Annotated in this window: 22 protein-coding genes; 4 read left to right on the forward strand and 18 right to left on the reverse strand. The window is 69.0% G+C overall.

What is annotated here, in order from left to right; translation table 11 throughout:
- Positions 1–134 precede the first annotated feature (134 nt).
- Positions 135–2,660, reverse strand: coding sequence for an ATP-dependent Clp protease ATP-binding subunit (locus C2868_RS11415; RefSeq protein WP_103663382.1), 2,526 nt, complete (start codon positions 2,658–2,660; stop codon positions 135–137).
- A 195-nt stretch (positions 2,661–2,855) separates the two neighbouring features.
- Between C2868_RS11415 and C2868_RS11420 the strand changes: the two genes are divergently transcribed.
- Both C2868_RS11420 and C2868_RS11425 read left to right on the forward strand, forming a co-directional pair.
- Positions 2,856–3,464, forward strand: coding sequence for a hypothetical protein (locus C2868_RS11420; RefSeq protein ID WP_103663383.1), 609 nt, complete (start codon positions 2,856–2,858; stop codon positions 3,462–3,464).
- Positions 3,461–3,691, forward strand: coding sequence for a helix-turn-helix transcriptional regulator (locus C2868_RS11425; protein ID WP_100812261.1), 231 nt, complete (start codon positions 3,461–3,463; stop codon positions 3,689–3,691). Before C2868_RS11420 ends, C2868_RS11425 begins: the two co-directional genes overlap by 4 nt.
- 83 nt (positions 3,692–3,774) lie before the next feature.
- Here the strand turns inward: C2868_RS11425 and C2868_RS11430 are convergent, their stop codons facing one another.
- The 3 genes from C2868_RS11430 to C2868_RS11440 form a co-directional block, all read right to left on the reverse strand.
- Positions 3,775–4,515, reverse strand: coding sequence for a hypothetical protein (locus tag C2868_RS11430; RefSeq protein WP_103663384.1), 741 nt, complete (start codon positions 4,513–4,515; stop codon positions 3,775–3,777).
- Positions 4,516–4,703: 188 nt separating this feature from the next.
- On the reverse strand, positions 4,704–6,170 hold the full coding sequence (gene cls / locus C2868_RS11435; RefSeq protein WP_100812262.1) for a cardiolipin synthase: 1,467 nt from the start codon (positions 6,168–6,170) through the stop codon (positions 4,704–4,706).
- 42 nt (positions 6,171–6,212) lie between these two features.
- The gene (locus tag C2868_RS11440) at positions 6,213–6,410 is read right to left on the reverse strand and encodes a hypothetical protein (protein WP_100812263.1); all 198 of its coding nucleotides are present in this window, start codon (positions 6,408–6,410) and stop codon (positions 6,213–6,215) included.
- Between the two features lie 132 nt (positions 6,411–6,542).
- Here C2868_RS11440 and C2868_RS11445 point away from each other — a divergent pair, with 132 nt between their 5' ends.
- Entirely contained in the window at positions 6,543–7,667 is a 1,125-nt protein-coding gene (locus C2868_RS11445) for a DUF4192 family protein (protein WP_103663385.1), read from the forward strand.
- A 29-nt stretch (positions 7,668–7,696) separates the two neighbouring features.
- Here the strand turns inward: C2868_RS11445 and lysS are convergent, their stop codons facing one another.
- The 13 genes from lysS to tilS form a co-directional block, all read right to left on the reverse strand.
- Entirely contained in the window at positions 7,697–9,247 is a 1,551-nt protein-coding gene (gene lysS / locus C2868_RS11450; RefSeq protein WP_100812419.1) for a lysine--tRNA ligase, read from the reverse strand.
- Positions 9,248–9,334: 87 nt separating this feature from the next.
- Positions 9,335–10,213: a pantoate--beta-alanine ligase gene (gene panC, locus C2868_RS11455; RefSeq protein WP_100812265.1), complete on the reverse strand. Its 879-nt coding sequence runs from the start codon at positions 10,211–10,213 to the stop codon at positions 9,335–9,337.
- Between the two features lie 9 nt (positions 10,214–10,222).
- On the reverse strand, positions 10,223–10,990 hold the full coding sequence (locus tag C2868_RS11460; RefSeq protein ID WP_100812420.1) for a DUF2520 domain-containing protein: 768 nt from the start codon (positions 10,988–10,990) through the stop codon (positions 10,223–10,225).
- A complete protein-coding gene (locus tag C2868_RS11465; protein WP_232711330.1) occupies positions 10,987–12,639 on the reverse strand; it encodes a PH domain-containing protein in 1,653 nt (550 codons plus the stop codon). Before C2868_RS11465 ends, C2868_RS11460 begins: the two co-directional genes overlap by 4 nt.
- Positions 12,636–13,277: a PH domain-containing protein gene (locus C2868_RS11470; RefSeq protein WP_100812266.1), complete on the reverse strand. Its 642-nt coding sequence runs from the start codon at positions 13,275–13,277 to the stop codon at positions 12,636–12,638. Before C2868_RS11470 ends, C2868_RS11465 begins: the two co-directional genes overlap by 4 nt.
- The gene (locus C2868_RS11475; RefSeq protein ID WP_100812267.1) at positions 13,228–13,770 is read right to left on the reverse strand and encodes a DUF3180 domain-containing protein; all 543 of its coding nucleotides are present in this window, start codon (positions 13,768–13,770) and stop codon (positions 13,228–13,230) included. The genes C2868_RS11470 and C2868_RS11475 overlap by 50 nt, the downstream gene beginning before the upstream one ends.
- Positions 13,767–14,339: a 2-amino-4-hydroxy-6-hydroxymethyldihydropteridine diphosphokinase gene (gene folK / locus C2868_RS11480; protein ID WP_100812268.1), complete on the reverse strand. Its 573-nt coding sequence runs from the start codon at positions 14,337–14,339 to the stop codon at positions 13,767–13,769. Before folK ends, C2868_RS11475 begins: the two co-directional genes overlap by 4 nt.
- Complete coding sequence (gene folB / locus C2868_RS11485; protein ID WP_100812269.1) at positions 14,336–14,725, reverse strand: dihydroneopterin aldolase; 390 nt, start codon at positions 14,723–14,725, stop codon at positions 14,336–14,338. Before folB ends, folK begins: the two co-directional genes overlap by 4 nt.
- The gene (folP, locus tag C2868_RS11490; RefSeq protein WP_100812422.1) at positions 14,713–15,534 is read right to left on the reverse strand and encodes a dihydropteroate synthase; all 822 of its coding nucleotides are present in this window, start codon (positions 15,532–15,534) and stop codon (positions 14,713–14,715) included. Before folP ends, folB begins: the two co-directional genes overlap by 13 nt.
- 29 nt (positions 15,535–15,563) lie before the next feature.
- Positions 15,564–16,154: a GTP cyclohydrolase I gene (folE, locus tag C2868_RS11495; protein ID WP_100812270.1), complete on the reverse strand. Its 591-nt coding sequence runs from the start codon at positions 16,152–16,154 to the stop codon at positions 15,564–15,566.
- A 3-nt stretch (positions 16,155–16,157) separates the two neighbouring features.
- Positions 16,158–18,164 carry an ATP-dependent zinc metalloprotease FtsH gene (ftsH, locus tag C2868_RS11500; protein WP_100812271.1) on the reverse strand — a complete coding sequence of 669 codons (2,007 nt, stop codon included), beginning with the start codon at positions 18,162–18,164 and terminating at the stop codon, positions 16,158–16,160.
- A gap of 214 nt (positions 18,165–18,378) precedes the next feature.
- A complete protein-coding gene (gene hpt / locus C2868_RS11505) occupies positions 18,379–18,930 on the reverse strand; it encodes a hypoxanthine phosphoribosyltransferase (protein ID WP_100812272.1) in 552 nt (183 codons plus the stop codon).
- Positions 18,931–18,991: 61 nt separating this feature from the next.
- The gene (gene tilS / locus C2868_RS11510) at positions 18,992–20,029 is read right to left on the reverse strand and encodes a tRNA lysidine(34) synthetase TilS (protein WP_232711331.1); all 1,038 of its coding nucleotides are present in this window, start codon (positions 20,027–20,029) and stop codon (positions 18,992–18,994) included.
- A gap of 208 nt (positions 20,030–20,237) precedes the next feature.
- Between tilS and ppa the strand changes: the two genes are divergently transcribed.
- Positions 20,238–20,771: an inorganic diphosphatase gene (gene ppa / locus C2868_RS11515; protein ID WP_100812274.1), complete on the forward strand. Its 534-nt coding sequence runs from the start codon at positions 20,238–20,240 to the stop codon at positions 20,769–20,771.
- Between the two features lie 25 nt (positions 20,772–20,796).
- Here the strand turns inward: ppa and C2868_RS11520 are convergent, their stop codons facing one another.
- The gene (locus C2868_RS11520; protein WP_100812275.1) at positions 20,797–22,020 is read right to left on the reverse strand and encodes a mechanosensitive ion channel family protein; all 1,224 of its coding nucleotides are present in this window, start codon (positions 22,018–22,020) and stop codon (positions 20,797–20,799) included.
- Positions 22,021–22,063 lie beyond the last annotated feature (43 nt).

Below are 22,063 nucleotides of genomic sequence, written 5' to 3' on the forward strand. Positions count from 1 at the left end.
CGCTAGCGGCGTCCCCGGCCCAGAATCGGCCTGTTTCTCCGGAGTATTGTCCGCTCGCGCTCCGCCCCGAAGCGACGAAGAGCGGATGCCTGAGGCATCCGCTCTTCGTGTGTCCGAGTCGAAACCCGGCAGATTCAGTCGCTCGTGATCGCGAGGTCGGGCGTCGACGAGATCTCGCCCGAGGACGCTACACCCACGGCAACCTTCTCGCCGCGCGGCTTGGTCTCGAACACGAACTCGCCGTTCTCGACGTCGACCGTGATGTGGTCTCCCGGGTTCAGCTCACCGTGCAGGATGCGCTCGCTCAGCCGGTCCTCGACCTCGTGCTGCATCGCGCGGCGCAGCGGCCGGGCGCCGAGCGTCGGGTCGAAGCCGATCTCGATCAGGCGCTCCTTGGCCGACTGCGACAGGGCGATCGTCATGTCGCGGTCGAGCAGACGCTCAGCCAGGCGCTTGGTGAACAGATCGACGATCTGCACCAGCTCGGGCTTCGACAGCTGCGGGAACACGATGACGTCGTCGAGACGGTTGAGGAACTCGGGCTTGAAGTGGCGCTTCAGCTCCTCGTCGACCTTGCCCTTCATCCGGTCGTAGCTCGTCTGCGCGTCGCCCTCGACCTGGAACCCGACGGGTCCACCGGCGATCGCCGAGGATCCGAGGTTCGTCGTCATGATGATGACCGTGTTCTTGAAGTCGACGACACGACCCTGACCGTCGGTCAGACGGCCCTCCTCGAGGATCTGCAGCAGCGAGTTGAAGATGTCGGGGTGCGCCTTCTCGATCTCGTCGAAGAGCACGACCGAGAACGGCTTGCGACGCACCTTCTCGGTGAGCTGGCCGCCCTCTTCGAACCCGACGAAGCCCGGAGGGGCACCGAACAGGCGCGAGACGGTGTGCTTCTCACCGAACTCCGACATGTCGAGCGAGATGAGCGCGCCCTCGTCGTCGAACAGGAACTCGGCGAGCGCCTTGGCGAGCTCGGTCTTTCCGACACCCGTGGGGCCGGCGAAGATGAACGAGCCCGAGGGGCGCTTCGGGTCCTTGAGGCCCGCGCGCTGACGACGGATCGTCTTCGACAGAGCGGCGATGGCCTCTTCCTGGCCGATGACGCGCTGGTGCAGCGCCTTCTCCATGAAGACGAGGCGGCTGGTCTCCTCCTCCGTCAGCTTGAAGACGGGGATGCCGGTGGCCTGCGCCAGAACCTCGGCGATCAGGCCCTCGTCGACGACCGCGTGGGATGCGACATCCCCCGAGCGCCACTGCTTCTCGAGACGCAGGCGTTCGGCGAGCAGGGACTTCTCCTCGTCCCGCAGCCCGGCGGCCTTCTCGAAGTCCTGCTCCTCCGACGCCTGCTCCTTCTGCTGACGAACGGCGGCGATCTTCTCGTCGAACTCCCGCAGCTCAGGGGGCGACGACAGGATCGACAGGCGCAGGCGGGCGCCGGCCTCGTCGATCAGGTCGATCGCCTTGTCGGGCAGGAAGCGGTCGCTGATGTAGCGGTCGGCGAGGTTCGCGGCGGCGACGATCGCGCCATCCGTGATCTGCACCTTGTGGTGCGCCTCGTACCGGTCGCGCAGACCCTTGAGGATGTTGATCGCGTGGGGCAGCGACGGCTCCGCGACCTGGATCGGCTGGAAGCGGCGCTCGAGCGCGGCATCCTTCTCGAAGTGCTTGCGGTACTCGTCGAGCGTGGTGGCACCGATCGTCTGCAGCTCTCCGCGGGCGAGGAGCGGCTTGAGGATCGATGCGGCGTCGATCGCACCCTCGGCGGCACCCGCACCCACGAGGGTGTGGATCTCGTCGATGAAGACGATGATGTCGCCGCGCGTGCGGATCTCCTTGGTGACCTTCTTCAGGCGCTCTTCGAAGTCACCGCGGTAGCGGGACCCGGCGATGAGCGACCCGAGGTCGAGCGAGTAGACCTGCTTGTCCTTCAGCGTCTCGGGCACGTCGCCCTTGACGATCGCCTGGGCGAGGCCCTCGACGACCGCGGTCTTGCCGACGCCGGGCTCGCCGATCAGCACGGGGTTGTTCTTGGAGCGACGCGAGAGGATCTGCATGACCCGCTCGATCTCCTTCTCGCGCCCGATCACGGGGTCGAGCTTGTTGTCGCGGGCCGCCTGGGTCAGGTTGCGGCCGAACTGGTCGAGCACGGCGGAACCTCCTTGCGCTGCCTGGCCCGACTCGTTGGCCGCGCCGCTGACGGCCGCGGGCTCCTTGCCCTGGTATTCGGAGAGCAGCTGGATGACCTGCTGCCGCACCTTGTTGAGATCCGCGCCGAGCTTGACGAGCACCTGGGCGGCAACGCCCTCGCCCTCGCGGATGAGGCCGAGCAGGATGTGCTCGGTACCGATGTAGTTGTGGCCGAGCTGCAGGGCCTCACGCAGCGAGAGCTCGAGCACCTTCTTGGCGCGCGGCGTGAACGGGATGTGGCCCGTCGGCTGCTGCTGGCCCTGGCCGATGATGTCCTGCACCTGCTCGCGGACGGCATCGAGCGAGATGCCGAGGGACTCGAGCGCCTTGGCGGCGACTCCCTCGCCCTCGTGGATCAGCCCGAGCAGGATGTGCTCGGTACCGATGTAGTTGTGGTTGAGCATCTTCGCCTCTTCTTGGGCGAGCACAACCACACGACGGGCACGGTCGGTAAATCTCTCGAACATTGCAGGCTCCTCGGCATCGGCCGCACGCGTCCCTACGGCTCGCGTGTTACATCGAGGGTAACCAGCGGACGGATGCCTCACGCCTGTGTTCGCCGTGGGCGTGACGCCCGGCGGGGGTTGACTCCGCCGGGGATCGGACTTATCGTTTTTCGTTAATAACGTTTATCGATATGTGCGAGCGAGAGGAATGCTTCGATGACACGCACCCCCGAACTCCAGGCGCGGCGTGACCGCGGCGATCTGTGGACGGCGATCATCGTCGGAGCCGTGGTCGCGATCGGGATCACCGCGGTCGCCGTCCGCGCCATCGTCGAGATGTTCAGCGTGCCCGGTTCTCTGACCGCGACCATCCCCGTCGACCCGCAGACGTTTCCGCTCTCGGTCGGCGCGGGCATCGCGGGCACCGTGACGTCCGCTCAGGTGTCGGTGCCCGGCGTATCGCCCGTCGCCACCGCCTGCTTCGTGATCGCCGTGGTCCTCTCGTCCGGAGGATTGATCGTTGCGACGGCGCTCGGCTCGCTGGTCTGCCTCCGGATGCTCCGAGGAGCCGTTTTCAGCAGGCAGAACACGCGGGCCCTCTTTGCGATCTCGATGCTTCTGCTGTTCGCTCCTCTCGCGGGCTCCTTCTTCCGCAACATGGGACTGAACGGCCTCTTCGCGACCCTCGGCGGCGAGTACGACGGGCAATGGGGTGCGTTGTCCGTCCTTTTCCCCTGGTTCCTGGCCGCCATCGCCGTGGGGGTGCTCGTGATCGTGTTCCGCCGTGGCGAGCATCTGCAGCGCGAGACCGAGGGGTTGGTGTGAGTCCCGCCGACGACGAGGGGCCGAGCGGGATCCACTGCCGACTCGACGAACTCCTCGCGGAGCGCGGCATGACGCTGACCCGGCTATCGGAGCTGGTCGGCGTCTCGATCGTCAACCTCTCGGTGCTGAAGAACGACCGGGCCCGCGCCATCCGCTACTCGACGCTCGCGGCGATCTGCCGCGCGCTCGAGTGCGAGGTCGGCGACCTGCTCGTCATCGCCGACTGACCCGCCCATGGTGCAAGCCGCGGCCGGATCAACCGGGCAAAACGCGCGGGGACGGCGCCGTTGCCGCTTCCCCCGCGCGCGGTCTAGTTCGAGCCGTAGATCGGCACGCGAACGTTGTCGAAATCGTCGCCGACCAGAACGGCCGTGATGCCGCTGTCACCGTCGCTGTCATCGCCGAGGCCCGAGACCGACGTGATCAGCGCGCGCGGCACCATGTCCATCGTGCAGACCTGGTCGGCGGGCGGATCGACGAACGTGACGGTCACCTCGGCGGCGCCGGACACGGCGGTCGATTCGACGACGGGAACACACGTCGAGCTGCCCCAGGTCACGATCACGAACGAGTCGTCCGTGTCGATCCATCCGGCGCTCGGCGCGTACTCCGAGGCCGTGTTCGAGGGGTCGAGACCCTGCACGGCATCGAGTTCGGTGTCGCCCGTGTATCCGTCGCCCGCGACCGTGATCTCGAGGTCGACCGCGGGGTCCATGTCGGGCAGCGCCTCGACGAGCGCCACGCGCGGAACCATGTCCGCCGTACACACGGTGTCTTCGTCGGGGTCGGCGAGAATCACGGCGAACGTCCCGTTGTCTTGCAACGCGGCGTCCTCGACCACCGGGATGCACGTCGACGAGCCGTACGTGATGATGCCGATCATCCGGCCGTCGTCGAGCCAGGTCGCGTCGACCTCGACCTCGGACACCTCGCCGCCGGTCGGCACCGAGCTGCTGCTCCCGGGTGATGCGGGCGCGGTCGTGCAACCCGCGAGCGCGAGGAGCATCACGGCTCCGGCGCCGAGCGCGGTGAACGCGTTGCGTACTGCCACGATGAAACCCCTCCGGGCGGGATGCCTCGTCCCGTACCCTGCGGACGTGCTGTCGACCGCTCATCCATCCTGACCGATGGCGCTGAGCGCATCATCCGTGGACGGTGACAGCGTGATAACGATCGACGCTCAACTCGATAACGCTGAGCCCACCGCGCAACCGCGGCATCACGGAAAGCGCCGCGCCGCTACTGCAGGGCCGAGGTCAGGCGGGCGAGGTTGTCGAGAACGGTCGAGCGGAGCGGCTGCTTGTTCCACTCCTCCAGCGTCAGTTCGCGGCTGAGCGAGCGGTACCGGTCTTCGACGGCGCGCATCTGATCGGCGAACTCGCTCCCCCGCACCAGTAGCGAGATCTCCATGTTCAGACCGAACGATCGCATGTCCATGTTGCTCGACCCGATCACGGCGGTCTCGTCGTCGATCGTCAGGCTCTTCGAATGCAGGATGTAGGGCCTCCGGTACATCCAGATCTTCACGCCCGCGCGCAACAGCGCCTCGTAGTAGCTGCGCTGTGCGTGATACACGATCGCCTGGTCGCCCTCTTCGCTGACGAAGAGCTCGACGTGGACGCCGCGGTGGCACGCGGTGGTCACGGCCAACAGCAACGACTCGTCCGGCACGAAGTACGGGCTCACGATGATGACCTTGCGCTCGGCCGCATAGAGCAGTCCGAGGAACAGGCGCAGGTTGTTCTCGGAGTCGAACCCGGGACCGGATGGCACGACCTGCGCATCGAGATCGCCCGGTCCGGTGTCGAGGTTCTCGACGTCGAACTCGGCGGAGAGCTCTTCGTCAGTCTCGCTGTACCAGTCGGAAAGGAACACGGCGTTGACGCTCGCGACGATCGGTCCCTGCAGTCGGACCATCAGGTCGACCCAGTGCAGACCCCGACGGATGTTCTTCGGCAGGTTGTAGGTCGAGTCGGTCACGTTCTGGGAGCCCATGAAGGCCACTTCGCCGTCGACGACCAGCAGCTTGCGGTGGTTGCGCAGGTCGGGGCGCTGGTACTTGCCCTTGAGCGGCTGCACGGGCAGCATCAGGTGCCACTGCGCACCCATCGCGTCGAGACGGCGGAGCGTCGCCTTGTAGAACGGCTTGCCTCGGTTGGCCCAGTGATCCAGGAGCACGCGGACGGTCACCCCCCGGGCGCACGCCTCTTCCATGGCTCGGAACAGATTGTCGGTCGCGGCATCGGACTGCAGGATGTAGAACTCGATGTGCGCGTAGTGCTGCGCCCCGCGCACGGCCCCGGCCATCGCGTCCAGGCTCTCCTGGTATTCGGCGATCAGGGTCACGGTGTTGTCGCCCGCGAGGGGCATGGCGCCGAGGTTGCGGTTCATCGTGACGAGCGATGTGAACCACGCCGGAGCATCCGGCCGCAGCGACCCGAACTCGAGGTTCTCGGTCGCGTCGTGGATGTACTGGTTGATCCGGCGCTGCTTACGACGGCGAACGCGCGGCAGCCGCGGGTTGCCGATCAGGAAGAACAGCAGCAGTCCGATGAACGGGATGAAGTAGATGGCCAGCAACCAGGCGGTCGCGGCCGTGGGGCGGCGGTTTCGCGGGATGACGATGATCGCCCACACGCGGATGCTGAGGTCGAAAATGAGGACGGCGACCAGCCACCACGTGATGTCGAAATTGAGGACGAGCACCCGTTTCCCTCCGCTGGCTCGTGCTCAGCGTAGCGGGATGGGTCAGCGTGCGGCGGGACGCGGCTCTTCCGGCGCGGGAGCCATGCCGCGCTTGGCGCGCTCTTCGGCCTCGATCCGCGCGTAGACACGGCGTTCGGTGCGGTCCATGCGGATGATGCCGCGGAGCACGAAGAAGAAGACCGCCGAGACGACGAGGGTCGGCAGAATCGACCAGATCAGTGCCGCCCAGTAGCCTTCCACCCCTCCAGGATACGTCGGCTGGAGCGTCAGGGACGATCGGATGTCTCCTCCCCACCGCAGCCCGCGGACCGGTCGTCCCCGAATCGACGGCATCGGGCACCACGCGGGCCGCCCGAACACCACGCTGGCCACATGCCCACCATCATCAAGGCCTCCGATGCCGCAGACTTCCTCGCCCTCGTTCCCGCCCTGGCCGGGTATCGCCCCCGCCAGAGCCTCGCGCTCGTGCTGTTCCGCGGTAACCGGACGGCTGGTGTCATGCGCTACGACCTGCCCGAACCCGATGCTGTCGAGGCGATGGCCTCGACCACGATCGGGCTCGCCTGCAAGGTGGACCGGATCGACGGCATCGCCATCGTGGTCTACACGGATGCTCCTCTCCGCGACGATTCGTCGGCACCGATCGTGTGGCACGAGCTGGTCGCCGCTCTCGAGAAGCGAGCGCACCTCTGCGGCCTGCGGGTCGTGGAGGCGCTGTGCGTCGCCGACGATGCCTGGGGTTCGTACGAGGAGGGCGAGGCCCGCCCGATCGCGGAGGTGCACGAGCGCGAGGTCGGCCTGCCGCTACCCGTGCCGTCGGGAGATCAGGGCGCGGGCGCATTCCTGCCCGAGGTCGATCTGGCCGAGAAGGAGCGCATCGCGCGTGCACTCCTGACGATCGACGATGTCGCCGAGGCTCTGTTGGCCGCACCGCCGAACGTCGAGGTGGCGGATGTACCCTCGCTGGCGCGGTTGGACCCGCGGGCGCTCGCGGCGATCCAGGCGCTCGATGATCTTCCCGAGCTGCTGGAAGATGCGCTGCTCTGGGACCCCGACGATCTGGAAGCGTTCTCGGGCGCCGCGCTGCTCTGGTGCCTGCGTCGCCCGGCGCTGCGCGATGTCGCTCTACAGCAGTGGGCCGGTGACATCCACGCGGGCGAGCTCGCCCTCTTCGCGCAGCTGCGTTGGGAGGCCGGGCAGGACTATCCGGAAGAGCTCGGCGCGCGATTCTGCGGCGCGGGGCCGCGGCCCGATCCTGCCCGCTTGCACCGCGCCCGCGATCTGGTCCGTCGCATCGCGGCCGCGTCCCCGCGGGCGGCACGGCCGGGTCCCCTGGCGGCGGCGGCCTGGCTCAGCTGGGCCCTCGGCGGATCGACGCACGCGGGTTGGTACGCCGAGCAGGCCCTCGAGATCGACCCGGCGCACGGCCTGTCGCAGATCGTTCTGAGCATGTGCGCGGCCTCGCACTTGCCAGAGTGGGCGTTCGCCCGCGAGTGAGCACAGGGGCGTTCGCCCGCGAGGGGGCGTTACTTGACGAGCGGGAAGAGGATGGTTTCGCGGATGCCGAGCCCGGTGATCGCCATCAACAGGCGGTCGATGCCCATGCCCATGCCCCCCGAAGGCGGCATACCGTGCTCGAGCGCACGCAGGAAGTCCTCGTCGATGCGCATGGCCTCGACGTCGCCGCGCGCCGCGAGCACGGCCTGCTCGACGAAACGCTCGCGCTGGATCACGGGGTCGACGAGCTCGGAGTATCCCGTGGCCAGCTCGAACCCACGGACATACAGGTCCCACTTCTCCACGACGCCCTCGACCGAGCGGTGGGCCCGCACGAGCGGGCTCGTGTCGACCGGGAAGTCCATGACGAAGGTCGGGCGCTCGAGGCCGCCCTTGACGAAGTGCTCCCACAACTCCTCGACGAGCTTGCCGTGCGTGACGTGCGCGGGCTCGACGACACCGGATGCCGCGGCGAGCGCCAACAGCTCGTCGACGGATGTCTCGGGGGTGATCTCGTGGCCGCTCGCCGCCGACAGCGAGTCGTACATCGAGATGCGGTCCCACTCGCCGCCCAGGTCGTACTCGGTGCCATCGGCCCAGGTCACGGTCGTCGAGCCCGAGACGGCGCGCGCGGCGTTCTGGATGAGCTCCTGCGTCAGGTCGGCGATCCCGACGTAGTCGGTGTACGACTGATACGCCTCGAGCATCGCGAACTCGGGGCTGTGCGTCGAGTCGGCGCCCTCGTTGCGGAAGTTGCGGTTGATCTCGAACACCCGGTCGAGGCCACCCACGACGGCGCGCTTGAGGAACAGCTCGGGGGCGATGCGCAGGAACAGCTCGGTGTCGAACGCGTTCGAGTGCGTGACGAACGGCCGGGCCGCGGCGCCGCCGTGCTGCACCTGCAGCATGGGAGTCTCGACCTCGAGGAAGCCGTGCCCCGAGAACGTCTCGCGCAGGCTCGCGTTGACAGCGGCACGGGCACGCACGGTCTGGCGGGCCTGATCGCGCACGATCAGATCGAGGTAGCGAGCGCGCACGCGGCTCTCCTCGTTGAGTTCGGAGTACATGTTCGGCAGCGGCAGGATCGCCTTGGCCGCGATCTGCCACTCGTCGACCATGATCGACAGCTCGCCGCGGCGGCTCGAGATGACCTCGCCCGCGACGAAGACGTGGTCGCCGAGGTCGACGAGCTCCTTCCAGCGCTGCAGGGATTCCTCGCCCACCCCGGCGAGCGAGACCATCGCCTGAATACGGCTGCCGTCGCCGGACTGCAGGGTCGCGAAGCACAGCTTGCCGGTGTTGCGACTGAAAACGATGCGACCGGCGATCGCCGCGCGCACGCCCGTCGCGGTGTCGGCTTCGAGGTCGCCGTAGTTCTCGCGCAGCGCGGGGATCGTGTCGGTCACCGGAACGCTCACCGGATAGGCGCCACCCGAGGCATCCGTCCGCTCGTCCTGCAGGCGCTCGCGCTTGGCGAGCCGCACCGCCTTCTGCTCGAAGACGTCTTCCTGGTCGGCCAGGCCTTCCGGAACAGAAGCGTCGGATGCTGCCACGGCAGGCGGAACGGAAGAATCGGTCATCTGCGGGGGCTCCTCGAAAGTCGACACAAGTCTATCCGCGCAGATTGGCGCGTCTCGGCTGCGTGTGTGCGCAGACGAACGAGCGGATCAGCGGATGTACACCTCGGCGTTGTCGATGAACCGGTGCCCCGCGACCGTCGCCGCGATCAGAACCAGGGCCGCACCCTCGTGCCCCTCGTCGGCGGGCAGGAAGCTCTCGGGGTCGACGACGCTCAGGTACTCGAGCCGGATGCGCTCCTCGCCCATGAGGGACGACTGTGCCGCGGCGATGCAGGCGTCGACGCCGCGGTCGGCGTTGGACGCCGCCGCCTCGAGCGCGGCCACGAGCTTGCCTGCCGCTTTGAGGTCGCGCTCTTCGAGCATCCCGATACGTGTCGAGATCGGCAGGCCGTCGTCATCACGAACCGTGTCGGTCTCGAGTACCTCGACGTCGAGGTACAGATCGCGCACCATGCGACGCACAAGGAAGATGCGCTGGGCGTCGCGTCGTCCATAGACCGTGAAGTCGGGCTGGACGAGGTTGATCAGCTTTGCCTCGACCGTCAGCAGCCCGTCGAAGTACCCCGGACGCGCCCGACCCTCGAAGCGCAGACCGAGGTCGCCCGCCGTGACCTTGGTCGTCTGCGCGCCGCCGGGCAGCAGCTCCTCGGCGCTCGGCGCGAAGACGACGTCGACCCCGAGCGATTCGAGCAGCGCGGCATCCGCGTCGGGCGTGCGCGGATAGGCCTCGAAGGCCGCCGTGGTGGCGAAGCGCAGCGGGTTGACGAAGACCGATACCACCACGATGTCGGCGCGTTCCCGGGCCAACCGGATGAGATCGATGTGCCCGTCGTGGAGCGCGCCGATGGTGGAGATGAGTGCGACGGTGGGCTCGGCGGAATCATCTCGCGCCGTGTCCCCCGCCGTCCGTGCTGCGCTTCTGGCGTCGGCCAGTCGGGTGCGCAGCTCGGCGATGGAGCTGATCATCTTTGGATGCTACCCCGGCGGCTCGCCCAGATCGTCGAGGCCGTCCCGGCTGACCCATCCGGCATCGCCCATGCCGGCCCGCGCGATGCCGTCCCAGTCCAGCGTCGTCTCGAGGGTGAGTGCGTGGTCCACCGTCGACCGGACGAGCGCCGAGAGGTAGCCGCCGGGGTTGTCGATGCCGATGCCGCGCAGCAGCGAGGTCGACTGCTGCACGACCGCGCGGGAGAACTCGGTCGCGGTTGCGATCGCCTCGGCGTACGCGGCGCGGTCCGCCTCCGCGACGACGACGGGCTCGCAGCCGAGCTCGACCGCGAGAGCCTGGGCGATCGGCAGCACGGCCGCGGGAGCCGTGACGGCGGCGTACCCCGCTTGCAGCTGACGCAGGTCGATGCTCGTACCCGTGAAGGTGATCGCCGGATGGACGGCGAGCGGGATGGCCCCCTGCAGAACGGCGGGACGCAGGATGTCCGTGCCGAACCGCGCGTCGGTGTGCAGAACGAGTTGGCCCGGCTGCCACGCCGATACCGCGGCGAGTCCGGCGACGAGCTCGGCGAGCTGATCGCTCGGTACCGCGAGCACGACGAGTTCGCTACGTCGCACGATCTCGGGCGGGTCCAGGTGCGGCACACCCGGCAGGATCGCCTCGACGCGGTCGGGATCGGACCCCGCGGTGATCCCCGTCAGCGCGTGCCCCGCGCCGCCGAGCGCCGCACCGATGATCGGGCCCACGCGGCCGGCGCCGATGATCCCGACACCGAGGCGCCCCGCGCGGCTCACGATGTCGCCTCCCGCGTCGGCTCCGGCACCTGGTCCGGCTCCGCCCACCGGTGGCTCCGGTCCGCCGTGGAGGCGGCCGAGGCCCGGGCCGTGACATCCGCGAACGCCGCGAGCGCGTCGTCACGATCGAGTGCGGCGACCGAGCCGTAGACGGGTCCGGCGACCGTGTGCGGACGCAGGGACGCGACGCGCAGGGATCGGTCGAGCGGACCCTGGTGCAGGCCCACGCTCTGCATGCGGGCGAAGGGGAAGATCGCGAGCGACCGCCAGATCTGCCCGCGTCGCAGCAGGAGCGCGTGCGGCGAGACGAGGAATCCGTTGCGTCGCCACGACAGCGGCCGGATGAACCAGGCACGGCGCGGGGTCTGCGAGAACGGGTCTTCGTCGCGGGGGCCGAGGATGCCGTGGTCGAAGAGCAGCGACCACTCCTCGTCACGGGTGCCCGGCAGAATCAGGCGCAGGACGCGTTCGACGTCCGCGCGCGTACCCACGGGCAGGACCGTCGTGAACTGGTCGGTCGCGGTGTCACCCGCGCTTCGTCCCGTCAGGCGGTTGATCTTGATCAGCCACCATCCGAACGGGCGCCAGAAGATCGACTGCCGCACCTCGATCGCGTGCACGCGCCCCGGCGGAATGATCTCGGTCACCGTCGTGAAGAGCCCGAAGGTCACCCGCAGGCCGTGGCGTGTGGGCGCGATCGAGTACCGCAGCGACTTCAGGATCTGCGAGACCCAGTAGGCCCCGAAACCGAGCAGTGCGGGGATCAGGCCCAACAGCACCCACGGCGAACCCCAGATGCCGCCGGCGATCGCGACGCCCGTCATGACGAGCAGAGCGACCGTGCCGCCACCGAGCACCTGCGAGGCGATCAGCCGACCGGGAGGGATGTGCACCACGCTCTCGGGCTCGCTCGCCGGCCCCTCGGCCCCCGCGATGAGTCCCGTGATGCCCTCGCTGACGGCGACGGACACGCCCCGTGCGCGGGATCCGGATGCGGCGGCCCCGGATGGAGCGACCCCGGCCGCTTCGGCGAGCTGTCGCCCTGACGCGAGACGCAGGATGTCCGCGCGCACACGCTCCGCGCTGCTGGTCGACAGGTATTCGAGCTTGACGTTCGCATCCGCACCCGCACCGACGACCTCGAGCTTCACGAGACCGACGAGGCGCGCAACCAGCGGGCGCGTGAGGTTGACGCCCTGCACACGGTCGAGTGGCGCGCGCCGCTGCGAGCGGAACAGGATGCCCTGTCTGACCTCGACGTCGTCGTCCGTGATCCGGAAGGTGTGGAAGCGCCACGACAGGTAGAACCCGCCGACGACCAGCACGAGCACGCCGAGAGCGGCGAGGGACGCCGCGAGCAGCAGTCCGTGGTCGAGGACCCAGTCGACGGGATCACCCGAGTTCCACTCGCCGCCGTCTGGCAGCTCCGGCAGCAGCGACGGCAGGAAGATCGCCACCAGCCGGTCGCGCAGGTTTGCGATGACGATGCCGACGAGCACGACCAGGAAGATGCCGCCGCGGAAGATCGGCGACAGCGGATGCATCCGGTGCCACTCGCCGTCACTCAGGTCGCTGCGCGCCTCGAACGGTTCGTCTGGGGCCTGTGTGGGTACCCCGGGTGGCGTGGCGGTCGGCTCGGACTCGGTCACAGTCCCGTCCGTCGCGACTCGGCGACCTCGACGAGCAGGTCGCGCAGGTGTTCGGCGGTCTCTTGCTCCAGTCCGGGGATCGTGACCCCCGTCGATGCGGCGGCCGTGACGAACTTCAGCTGCGCGATGCCGAACCCGCGGTCGAGGGGGCCGTGGGTGATGTCGATCAGCTGCATCCGTCCGTATGGCACGGCCACGAGCCGCTGCCACAGGATGCCGCGGCGGAAGACGAGGTCGTCTCGGCGCAGACGGTAGCCGATCGAACGCGCCTGTCGCGGCACGACGGCGGTCGTCGCGATCAGGATCGCCAGGATGATCCCGCCCGGGATGTAGGCCCACGTCTGGCGGAAGAACAGGGCGACGAACAGCATGACCGCCGCGACGAGCACGATCATCACCCCGCTCGAGATCAGCTGAACCCACACGTACTGGGGCGAGATCTGATGCCAGTCGCCCGCGTCGAGTTCGAGACGGGACGGCGAACGCGGCTCGACCAGCGCGGTGAAGGTGCCACGATCGAGCGAGTCGTCGAGCGGGTCGGTGGGCGAGTCGTCGATCGGGCGCCCGGGAGTCGACACGTCCACGACCTCACCAGGGGTGGGCGTCGCCTCCGGCGGCGGGCTCGGGGGGTTCGTCATCGTCGTCCTTCCGGATGATGCACATGTTCTCGGCGACGAGTGCCGCGACGACGAGGATCGCCCCCGCGACGGCGGTAGCGATGACCGCCGTGATCGAGCCTAACGGCGGCGGCACGGGACGGGACAGCAGGTACGCGGCCAAGCCCACGCCGACCCCACCGATCGCCGCCCCCACGATGCTCGACGCCTTCGCCAGAATCGCGATGCGCAAAGCCCGGAACGGGTTGACGGGCATTCCCGATGCCGACCGTGATGCCGATGGCGATCCCGTCGGCATCACGCCGCGCTGCCGACGAGGGCCCCGGATCGCTCGGCGAATCGGCAGCGCCAGGACGACCACGATCGCGCCGAGCAGCAACAGCATGATCGGCAACGAGATGAACGGCGTGAAGGTCGGTCGCCCGGAGACGGTCAGCAGGTGATCGAGCAGGAAGCCCGCGAGGGCGCCGAGTACGGCGGCCGAGAGCAGAACGAGCGGACTCGTGCGCTTCACGCGCGCTCCCCGTCCGAGGCATCCGGCTGATCCTGCGCCGCCCGTGGGCGCAGCCGATCGACGAGATCCCGCACCGCGCCGTGACCGACGAGCACGGCATCGGGGTCGGCCTCGAGCCAGGGCTCGAGCACGAAGTCGCGCTCGGCGGCGCGCGGGTGCGGCAGCGTGAGGTTCGGATCGTCCGACCGCACGTCCCCGTACGCGATCAGATCGAGGTCGAGCGTGCGGTCGCCCCAGCGCTCGTGACGCTGACGCCCGTGCTCGGTCTCGATGCGATGCAGCATCGCCAGCAGAACGCTCGGGGCCAGCCGCGTCGAGACGAGGGCCACGGCGTTCAGGTACGCGGGTGCCGAGGCATCCGGACCATCCGGTCGCAGCGCGATCGTCTCGCGCGTCGGCGAGATCCGCACGTGATCGACCAGGGGCAGGCGGGCGATCTCGCGCACCGCGTCCTCGAGCGTCGCCCCGCGGTCGCCGAGGTTGCTGCCGAGAGCGACGACCGCGACGGTCGTCTCGTGGTCGGGCTTCGCCTCGCGGGGCGGCAGTTCTTCGGCCAGTCGACGGCTCATGGGGTGCTCCGGGGGAAGTCGATCGCGGCTCGTTCGATGGTCACCGAGACGTCCGAGAACTCGGCTTCGATCGGCGCACTCGGCTTGTGGACGGTCACGCGAACCGACGCGAGACGGCGGTCGGCGAGTACCGCGACGGCGATGCGCTCGGCGAGCGTCTCGATCAGGTTGACCGGCTCGCCCGCGACGATCGCGACGATCGTGTCGGCGACCTCGCCGTAGTGCACGGTGTCGCGCACATCGTCCGTGCGGGCCGCTTCTGTCGTGCGCAGCTTCAGCACCACGTCGATCACGAAGTGCTGGCCCCGCTCGCGCTCGAAGTCGAACACCCCGTGCCGACCGAACACGCGCAGGCCGGTCAGCGTGATCTCGTCTAGGCCGTCCACGATGCCCCCGTTCGCCAGGCCGCCGAGATCGCCAGGGCATCGCGCGTCGCCGCGACGTCGTGTACACGCACACCCCACGCACCCGCCCGCTCGGCCAGCACGCTCGTCACGGCCGTCGCGGCGTCGCGGCGGGCGACGGACGGAACCTCTGCGGATGCGGATGCGGATGCGTCGCTCAGCGCCGCTGTCAGGAACCGCTTGCGCGAGGTTCCGACGAGGACGCGCGGCCCGAGCGCGACGAGATGCTCCAGGCCGGCGAGCATCGCCCAGTTCTGTTCCGCGGTCTTCCCGAAGCCGATGCCCGGGTCGAGCACCACCCGGGATGGATCCATTCCCGCTCGCGCAGCCTCGCGCAGACGCTCCGCCAACTCGACCGTGACGTCGCGCGCGACATCGGCGTACGCGGCGCGGGCGTACATGTCGGACGACGGACCGCGCCAATGACCCAGCACGAAATCCGCGGATGTCGCGGCCACGGCGGCGAGCATGTCGGCGTCGGCGAGGCCCCCCGAAACGTCGTTCACGATCCGCGCGCCCGCGTCGACCGCGGCGACGGCCGTCTCGGCGTTCATCGTGTCGATGCTGACGACGATGCCGCGCTCGGCGAGCGCCGCGACGACCGGCAGAACCCGCCGAGTCTCTTCCGCGGTCGGCACGCGCTCGGCACCGGGCCGGGTGGACTCGCCCCCGACATCGATCACACCCGCACCGTCGCCGACGAGCTCGAGGGCGTGCGAGATCGCGCGCTCGGGGTTCAGGTACCGGCCGCCATCGCTGAACGAGTCGGGCGTCGTGTTCACGATCCCCATGATCACGGTTCCCACGGTGTTCGCGGGGCTCACGAGCGAACGCCGCCGATCAGGGCGATCAGCTCGGCGCGAGCCGCGGGCTCGGCGAGCTCGCCGCGGGCCGCGACGGTGACGGTCGAGGCATCCGGCTGGCGACCGCCACGCATGTTGACGCATCCGTGACGTGCGTCGAGCACCACGAGCACGCCGCGGGCGTCGAGTTCGTGCTGGATCGTGTCCGCGATCTGCTCACCGAGTCGCTCCTGCACCTGGGGGCGCGACGCGAGGATGTCGACGACGCGCGGCAGGGCGCCGAGCCCCACGACTGTGTCGCCCGGCAGATAGGCGACGTGTGCCACACCACGGAACAGAAGCAGGTGGTGCTCACACACCGACCGGAAGGCGATGTCGCGCAGCAGCACCGCTCCCGACGCGACCGTCTCGGGCTCGGGTCCGCGCGCGACGGAAATGGGCTTGCCCAGCGGCTCCGCCGGGTCCTGATCGAGGCCCGCGAAGAACTCGGCGTACGCCTCGGCGACCCGCTGCGGGGTGCGCTTCAGGCCCGGACGGTCGGGGTCCTCGCCGATGGCGACCAAGATCTCACGAACAAGCGCCTCGACGCGCTGTGTGTCGACGGCCATGGGCTATGCCGTGGCCGGGCGTGCCTGACCCGAGGGACGACGATGCGGCTGCTTCTCGGCGACGACCGCCTCGGCCTGCACATCGGCGGCGAGGCCCTCCGGAAGCTTCTGCTTCGGAACCTCGACGGGGGGCAGAGCCGAAACGGGGCGCTTCTCGCTCGAGAGCCACTGCGGGCGCGGCGGCAGGCGTCGCACGTCCGTGAAGATCTCGGCGAGCTGCAGGTGGTCGAGCGTCTCTTTCTCGAGCAGTTCGAGAGCGAGCTTGTCGAGCACGTCGCGGTTGTCGCTGATCACCTGGTACGCCTCGTTGTGAGCCTGCTCGATGAGCGCCCGCACCTCGGCGTCGACGCGTTCGGCGACCGACTCCGAGTACTCGCGGCCGTGCCCCATGTCGCGGCCCATGAATACCTCGCCGCTCGCGGCGCCGAGCTTCACGGGACCGAGTTGCATGGTCATGCCGTACTCGGTGACCATCTTGCGGGCGATGTTGGTCGCCTTCTCGATGTCGTTCGAGGCACCCGTGGTCGGGTCGTGGAAGACGATCTCTTCGGCGACGCGGCCGCCCATCGCATACGTCAGCTGGTCCTGCAGCTCGTTGCGGGTGACCGAGTACTTGTCGTCCAGCGGCAGCACCATCGTGTAGCCGAGGGCCTTGCCGCGGGGAAGGATCGTGACCTTCGTGACGGGGTCGGTGTGGTTCATCGCGGCCGCGGCGAGTGCGTGCCCGCCCTCGTGGTACGCCGTGATCAGGCGTTCCTTGTCTTTCATGACGCGCGTGCGGCGCTGCGGGCCCGCGATGACGCGGTCGATGGCCTCGTCGAGCGCGCGGTTGTCGATGAGCTGGGCGTTCGAGCGGGCGGTCAGCAGGGCCGCCTCGTTGAGGACGTTCGCGAGATCGGCACCGGTGAAGCCGGGCGTCTTGCGGGCGACGACCTCGAGGTCGACGCCGTCGGCGAGCGGCTTGCCGCGGCCGTGCACCTCGAGGATGCGCTGGCGACCCTTCAGGTCCGGCGCGTCGACGCCGATCTGACGGTCGAAGCGGCCGGGACGCAGCAGGGCCGGGTCGAGGATGTCGGGGCGGTTGGTCGCCGCGATGACGATGACGTTGACCTTGGGGTCGAAGCCGTCCATCTCGACGAGCATCTGGTTGAGCGTCTGCTCGCGCTCGTCGTGCCCGCCGCCCATGCCGGCACCGCGGTGACGGCCGACCGCGTCGATCTCGTCGATGAAGATGATGGCCGGGGAGTTCTCCTTGGCCTGGTTGAACAGGTCGCGCACGCGGCTCGCGCCGACGCCGACGAACATCTCGACGAAGTCCGAGCCCGAGATCGAGTAGAAGGGCACGCCCGCCTCACCCGCGACGGCGCGGGCGAGCAGGGTCTTACCGGTTCCGGGAGGGCCGTACAGCAGCACGCCCTTCGGGATGCGGGCACCGACGGCCTGGAACTTCGTCGGGTCTTTGAGGAAGTCCTTGATCTCCTGCATCTCTTCGATGGCCTCGTCAGCGCCCGCGACATCCGCGAACGTGACCGTGGGCGATTCCTTCGAGACGAGCTTGGCCTTGGACTTGCCGAACTGCATGACCTTGCTGCCGCCGCCCTGCGCCGACGAGAGCAGGAACCAGAAGAGCAGACCCAGCAGAAGCAGCGGGATCATGAGGGAGAGGAAGCCGTCGAACCAGGATGCCTGGGGCACGACGTCGTTGAAGCCATCGGACGGGTCCGCGGTGTTGATCGCGTTGACGACCTCCTCCGCGCGAGCGGTCACGTAGTAGAACTGGACATCCGTCGCGCCCTCGTACGCCTTCGACAGGGTCATGTCGACGCGCTGGTCGCCGTCGGTCGTCACGACCTTCTCGACGGTCCCCCCGCTCAGAAGCGAGAGGCCCTCCTGCGTGGTGATCTGCTTCGCTCCGCCGAGGCTCGAGATCAGCGTGAATCCCACGATGAGGAAGACCCCGATCAACAGCACATAGATCAGGGGATTGCGGGTGAGCTTCTTGAAGTCCATGGTGGCGGGGCGAGCCCGGAGCCTTTCGTCGACGTGCCGCACCAGGGCGGTTCAGACAGGGTATCGCTCCCGCGCTTTGCACCGGCTGTGCATTCGCCCACGGCGTACATCCCCCGCCCGGCCCTTGATGTCCCACTTTCTGCCGGTTTGGCGACCCCTTACCGGTCGAAAGTGGGACACACGCGCCCAAGAGTGGGACATGGCGATCAGGAGATCAGGAGTAGACGTGCGGCGCGAGCACCGCGACGTCGCGGAGGTTCCGGTACCGCTCGGCGTAGTCGAGGCCATAACCGACGACGAACTCGCTCGGGATGTCGAACCCGACGTACTTCACGTCGACGTGCACCTTGACCGACTTGGGCTTGCGCAGCAGCGCGAGAACCTCGACCGATGCGGCACCGCGGACGAGGAAGTTCTCGAGCAGCCAGCTCAGGGTCAGGCCCGAGTCGATGATGTCCTCGACGATCAACACGTGCTTGTCGTGCAGGTCGGTGTCGAGGTCCTTGCGGATCTGCACCACGCCGCTCGACTTGGTTCCGGCGCCATAGGACGAGACGGCCATCCAGTCCATCGGCACGAGCATCGGCAGCGCGCGGGCGAAGTCGGCCATGACCATGACCGCGCCTTTCAGCACTCCGACCAGCACCAGGTCCTTGCCCTCGTAGTCGCGGGCGACCCGGGTGGCGAGCTCCTGGAGCTTGGCGAGGATCTGCTCCTCGGTCACCAGGACTTCGGACAGGTCGTCGGCAAGATCGGCAGCGCGCATGCGGTCGAGTCTAGGCTCTGGGGCCGGTCGGCCCGAGGGCCCACCGCATCCGTCGGTCGCCTCAGGTGCGGGCCGTGAAGACGAGCCGGGTACCGCGCCGGGTCGCCGTGCAACCGGGAAGGTCGATCGGCGCCTGGCCGTGCCAGTCGGTCACGAGCCGCGCCACCTCGAGCGTCTGCGCGCGAGTCAGGCTCACGCCGAACTCGCTGTTCACGACGTGCCGGATGACCCGATGGCGCAGCGCCGCGGGGTTGGCGGCGAGCGCCGGGACCGACACCGAGATGCCCGCCTCGGCGTGCTCGACGATGTCTTCGATCGTCTCGTCGATCATGTCGCGGAACGCCTCGGCGTCTTCGCGAAGCTGCTCCGCGGTGCGGGCGAGGGCCTCGGCGACGCCCGGGCCGAGCTCGTCCTCCAGCACCGGCAGCGCCCTGGTCCGGACCCGCACGCGGGTGAAGCGCGGGTCGAGGTTGTGCGGGTCGTCCCAGACCGCGAGCCCTTCCGCGGCGCAGGCCGAGCGAGTCGTCTCGCGACGCACGGCGAGCAGCGGGCGCAGCCAGAGCACACCGGATGCCTCGTCCCGGCGCGCGGGTGCCATACCCATCAGGCTCGAGCTCCCCGAGCCCCGCGACAGGCCGAGGAGTACCGTCTCGGCCTGGTCGTCCAGGGTGTGCCCGAGCAGCACCGCAGCGGCGCCGCTGCGCTGGGCCTCGGCGCGCAGCCCGTCGTAGCGCGCGTCCCGTGCCGCGGCCTCGGGCCCGCCGTCGGACGCGACCTCGACCGCGATCACCGTCGCCGCGAGCCCGAGGGCCCGCGCGGCGTCGGCGGCAGCGGATGCCTGAGCGCTCGAGGCATCCTGCAGCCCGTGGTCGATCACGACGGCGGATGCCTCGATGCCGAGCCGCGGCGCCTCGAACGCGACCGCTGCGGTGAGCGCGAGCGAGTCGGCGCCGCCCGAGAGCGCCACGATCACGCGGGGCTCCGGGGCGCCGGGCTCACTACTCAGGGGCGTGAGCGCGGCGCGGACCGCGGACCGCACGGCCGCTACGGCGGGGTCGAGACGCCCGCGGAGGGCGCTGGAATCGGGAGTCTCGGGCACGCCCCCACCGTACCCGGGCCTGTTGCTCCGGCCTCGGCGAAATCTCGAAGGATCCGTGTGACGCAAGCAGCCAGATGAGGCCCCACAGCGCCTCATGCGGGCGATCGCACCTCTGAGATGTTCGCCCCGGCCGGTTGACTAGGCTGGAACGCGGCGATCAGCAGTTCCGCCACTCACTTTTCGCACCATCTCTATCGAGGAGCCACGCATGGGCGCTTACGACGCAGTCATCGAGATCCCCCGCGGCAGCCGCGTCAAGTACGAGGTCGACCACGGCACCGGCCGCGTCTTCCTCGACCGCGTGCTGTTCACGCCGATGGGCTACCCCGCCGACTACGGATTCTTCGAGAACACGCTCGGCGAGGACGGCGACCCGCTCGATGTGCTCGTGCTGCTCGATGTCACCCTCTTCCCGGGCGTCATGGTCACCGTGCGCCCCGTCGGCGTGCTCAAGATGAGCGACGAGGCCGGTGGCGACGACAAGCTCGTCGCCGTGCTGGCGAAGGACCCCCGCTGGGCCCACATCCAGAACGTCGACGACATCCCCGATTTCACGAAGAAGGAGATCGCGCACTTCTTCGAGCACTACAAGGACCTCGAGCCGAACAAGTGGGTCAAGGTCGATGCGTGGGGCGACGTCGACGAGGCCGAGCGCCTGGTCGAAGAGTCCATCGTGCGCTTCGAAGAGCACGAGGGTCGGACCAAGACGCAGGGTGAGGGCGAAGCGCCCCGCTCGGTCTGATCCGGCCCCGACTCCGGCGCGTACATCAGTCGTCGCGCGCCGGATCCGCCAGCGGATGCTCGCGGCTGTCGCGGTCTTCGGACTGAACCACCGGAATCGCGGCGGTGAACTCCGAGGCCCTTGCCTCGCCGTCCGCCGTACCTGAGAACAGCCCCGCGCGATCCCGTGCGTCCGACGATCCCTCGGCAGCCGGTACGTGGCGCCGCCCTTCGCCGGGGTCGCCGACGAGCACGCGCTGCACAGGCAACGACGAGACATCCTGGTCGCGCACCCACTCGACGAGTGATTCGCGCACGACGCACCGCAGGTCCCAGAGGGCGGCGGAGTCGGCCGAGCTCACCAACACCCGCACGCGCACCATGCCGCCCGTCGCATCCGTGACCTGCAGCACCTCGGTGCGGCCGTCCCACAGGGGCGTCTCGGCCAGCACCTGCGAGAGTCGGTTGCGCATGCCGTCGGTCGACACCCGCCAGTCGACGTCGAACTCGACCGCGCCGACCAGTTCGCTGCCGTACTTGGTCCAGTTCTGGAACGGGGTCGAGGTGAAGTAGCTGCAAGGCAGCACGACGGTGCGCTGGTCCCACGTCATCACGACGACGTAGGTCAGGGTGATCTCGTGGATGCGTCCCCACTCGCCGTCCACGACCACGACGTCGTCGACGCGGATCGCTTCCGAGAACGCCAGCTGCACGCCCGCGAACACGTTGGCGAGCACCGACTGGGCGGCAAGACCGGCGACGATCGACACGATTCCCGCGGATGCGAGGACGCTCGCGCCGACGGCGCGCACGCCGTCGAAGGTCAGCAGGATGGCGCCGATCGCCACGATGACGACGATCACGACGACCAGCCGGCGAACGATCTGGAGCTGCGTGTGCAGGCGCCGCGCGACGCGGTTGTCGGGCACGTCGATGCGGTAGCGGCTGAGACTGACGTCGGCGGCGAAGAGCAGCACCTGGCAGACGAGCCAGGCCCCGGCCGAGATCAGGGCGATCAGCAGGGCGTGATCGGCAACGGCTCGCCACGAGACATCCGCAAAGCTCAGCGCGACCGCGATCCACACGCCGACGATGAGCAGCGCGACCCGGAACGGCCAGCGTGCCCGGCGGATCAGAATCGCGGCCCAGTCGCGGCCTCGGGCTGCGACGCGGACGATGAGCGATGCCAACGCCGAGACGACGAAGACGAGGACGAGCGCGCCGACGAGGGCGAGAGAGAAGGTCAGAAGTGTTGACCAGGGTTCGGGCATGGGATCTCCGATCGGGTCACCACCAGGCTAGGCGCGACCCCCC

Origin of the sequence: Microbacterium sp. CJ77 (assembly GCF_002911615.1) — a bacterium.
GTDB lineage: Bacteria > Actinomycetota > Actinomycetes > Actinomycetales > Microbacteriaceae > Microbacterium.